This window comes from Enterobacter cloacae complex sp. P15RS, from assembly GCF_014895905.1.
GTDB classification, from domain to species: domain Bacteria; phylum Pseudomonadota; class Gammaproteobacteria; order Enterobacterales; family Enterobacteriaceae; genus Enterobacter; species Enterobacter quasihormaechei.
Genome location: NZ_JADBQL010000016.1, coordinates 256,390 through 259,164, shown reverse-complemented (window position 1 = coordinate 259,164; position 2,775 = coordinate 256,390). Strand labels below are relative to the sequence as shown.

At 52.6% G+C, this 2,775-nt stretch carries 3 protein-coding genes and 1 tRNA gene (1 of these 4 only partly in view); 2 read left to right on the top strand and 2 right to left on the bottom strand.

Annotated features, from left to right (window positions below):
- The first annotated feature begins 278 nt into the window (after positions 1 to 278).
- Positions 279 to 1,694 carry a glutamate--tRNA ligase gene (gene gltX / locus IM267_RS11310; RefSeq protein WP_063868117.1) on the top strand — a complete coding sequence of 472 codons (1,416 nt, stop codon included), beginning with the start codon at positions 279 to 281 and terminating at the stop codon, positions 1,692 to 1,694.
- A 51-nt stretch (positions 1,695 to 1,745) separates the two neighbouring features.
- On the opposite strand, the gene IM267_RS11305 is transcribed toward gltX, so the two are convergent.
- Both IM267_RS11305 and IM267_RS11300 read right to left on the bottom strand, forming a co-directional pair.
- Positions 1,746 to 2,132 carry a YfeC-like transcriptional regulator gene (locus IM267_RS11305; protein WP_197711247.1) on the bottom strand — a complete coding sequence of 129 codons (387 nt, stop codon included), beginning with the start codon at positions 2,130 to 2,132 and terminating at the stop codon, positions 1,746 to 1,748.
- Between the two features lies 1 nt (position 2,133).
- Positions 2,134 to 2,496: a YfeC-like transcriptional regulator gene (locus IM267_RS11300; protein WP_063868121.1), complete on the bottom strand. Its 363-nt coding sequence runs from the start codon at positions 2,494 to 2,496 to the stop codon at positions 2,134 to 2,136.
- Between the two features lie 217 nt (positions 2,497 to 2,713).
- On the opposite strand from IM267_RS11300, the gene IM267_RS11295 reads away from it, so the two are divergent.
- Positions 2,714 to 2,775, top strand: a tRNA-Ala gene (locus IM267_RS11295) (it continues 61 nt past the right edge of the window).

Here is a 2,775-nt window from a genome sequence, read left to right as displayed (position 1 = left end):
ACCAACTGAGCTAATCACCCCCGCTGTGTGGAGTCGCATTATAGGGAGAGTTGAAAATGAGTCAACGCATTTTCTAAAGTTTTTATTCGTTCGTCGTAAAATTAGTCAAAACGATCGCAAAACGGACTGTGGCGCATGATTTCTAAACAAAAACAGCAATCTCGAACCGGATAAAGTGATCGACATTGAGGAATCGGCCCACAGTGATAGAATATTGCCCATTGTTTTCTTCCCAGGATTTGCCGATTACCGGCATCTTTATAACGTAAGGCCATTTCATGAAAATCAAAACTCGCTTCGCGCCGAGCCCGACAGGCTATCTGCATGTCGGTGGTGCACGTACCGCTCTCTATTCCTGGCTTTTCGCACGCCACAACAAAGGTGAGTTTGTGCTGCGTATTGAAGACACCGATCTTGAGCGCTCAACGCCGGAAGCAATTGAAGCCATTATGGATGGGATGAACTGGCTGAATCTGGAGTGGGACGAAGGCCCGTACTTCCAGACCAAACGTTTTGACCGCTATAACGACGTCATTGACGAGATGCTGGTCGCGGGCACGGCCTATAAGTGCTACTGCTCCAGAGAGCGTCTGGATGCACTGCGCGAAGAGCAAATGGCAAAAGGCGAAAAACCGCGTTATGACGGTCGTTGCCGTCACGACCACAGCGAGCATGCTGCCGATGAGCCGTGCGTTGTGCGTTTTGCTAACCCGCAGGAAGGCTCTGTTATCTTTGATGACCAGATCCGCGGCCCGATCGAATTCAGCAACCAGGAGCTGGATGATCTGATTATTCGTCGTACTGACGGATCGCCAACCTATAACTTCTGCGTAGTGGTGGACGACTGGGATATGGAAATCACGCACGTGATCCGTGGTGAAGACCATATCAATAACACCCCGCGTCAGATCAACATCCTGAAAGCGCTGAACGCGCCGGTACCGGTGTACGCGCACGTATCGATGATCAACGGTGACGACGGCAAAAAACTGTCCAAACGCCACGGCGCGGTGAGCGTAATGCAGTACCGTGATGACGGCTATCTGCCGGAAGCGCTGCTGAATTACCTGGTGCGTCTGGGCTGGGCCCATGGCGACCAGGAGATCTTCAGCCGCGAAGAGATGATCAACCTGTTCTCTCTGAACTCGGTGAGCAAATCCGCCAGCGCGTTCAACACCGATAAGCTGCTGTGGCTGAACCATCACTACATCAATACCATGCAGCCAGAATATGTGGCGACTTATCTGCAATGGCACATTGAGCAGGCAAACATCGATACCCGTACTGGCCCGGAACTGGCGGATCTGGTGAAACTGCTTGGCGAGCGTTGCAAAACGCTGAAAGAGATTGCCGAAAGCTGCCGCTATTTCTATGAAGAGTTTGACGCGTTCGACGCGGACGCAGCCAAGAAACACCTGCGTCCGGTTGCGCGTCAGCCGCTGGAAGTGGTGCGAGACAAGCTCGAAGCCATTACCGAATGGACAGCGGAAAATGTGCACCACGCGATTCAGGCTACTGCTGATGAGCTGGAAATTGGCATGGGTAAAGTCGGTATGCCGCTGCGCGTTGCGGTAACGGGGGCAGGCCAGTCTCCGGCGCTGGACGTGACCGTACATGCAATTGGTAAATCGCGTAGCGTTGCGCGCATCAACAAGGCGCTGGGCTTTATCGCTGAGCGCGAAAGCCAGCAGTAATGCCCGCGTAATACACATAACGGCAGGGTGACCTGCCGTTTTTTTTGCCTGTTATTCAGCAATACCAAGACGCGTAAGAAAACCCTGCAAACCCTCACGCGCGAGCAGTGCGCGCAAACGTTCCTGTTCCACTGCCGTCATGTTTTCCAGCGAGTCGATGATTTGTGGAAGCAGGCTGGGTGAGGTCGCTACGCCATAGAGGGAAGGGCTTTCCGCAACGTGGTAAACAGCCTGACGGTTACGTATGGCGGGAAGGCTTATGATGTGCTCCTTCACGTGCGCATCAATGCATATCACCCGCGCTCTTCCGCCTTTAACACCATTAATCCCCTCCGTTTTCCATCCTTTTTGTCGTATCCAGCGATTAACGGTCTGTCGGGCTACGCCCAGACTGTCCGCCAGCTCTTCCGTGGTCATTTTGCTGCGTAATCTTTTCATATTAGCGTTGGTCGCGAATCCCTAAGCGTTGTAACAATCCGGTAATCCCTTCCCGCAGTAACAGCGATGTCATCTGCTTTTGCTCATCCGGCGTCATTTCATTCGCCAGCGTCATGAGCAGGGCGTGAAGTGAACCGTCGTGGTACGCCTTATCTGGCATTTCCGGCGACTCTGTCACCCTGCGTGCGCTGCGAATAAAGTCGCGCACTTTTTCATTGACGTGTACCAGACGCGCCTTGCCACCCTGAACGCCTGGTTTTGGCGATGTAATCCAACCCTCTTTACGTACCCATTTATTGATGGTCTGTCGGCTATAGCCAGTCAGCAGGGCTAACTCTTCTGGCGTCATTCGTTCCTTGATCATACAATTTCCTGAATATCTGTGGGGTTAATTAGTGGTTCATTTTATAGCACCGTTTTACGTGAAAACGTGACAAGCTTAACTCCTGGCTGCGAGCAGGCTCGCAAAGTGATTCATTTGCATGATTTTTCGACGGTTGAAAGGCGGAGGCTGAATTTGCCGTTGACACGTTGCGGCGGAATTCATATTATGCCGCCCGTCAACATGACAGCTTTACGATGGGGCTATAGCTCAGCTGGGAGAGCGCCTGCATGGCATGCAGGAGGTCAGCGGTTCGATCCC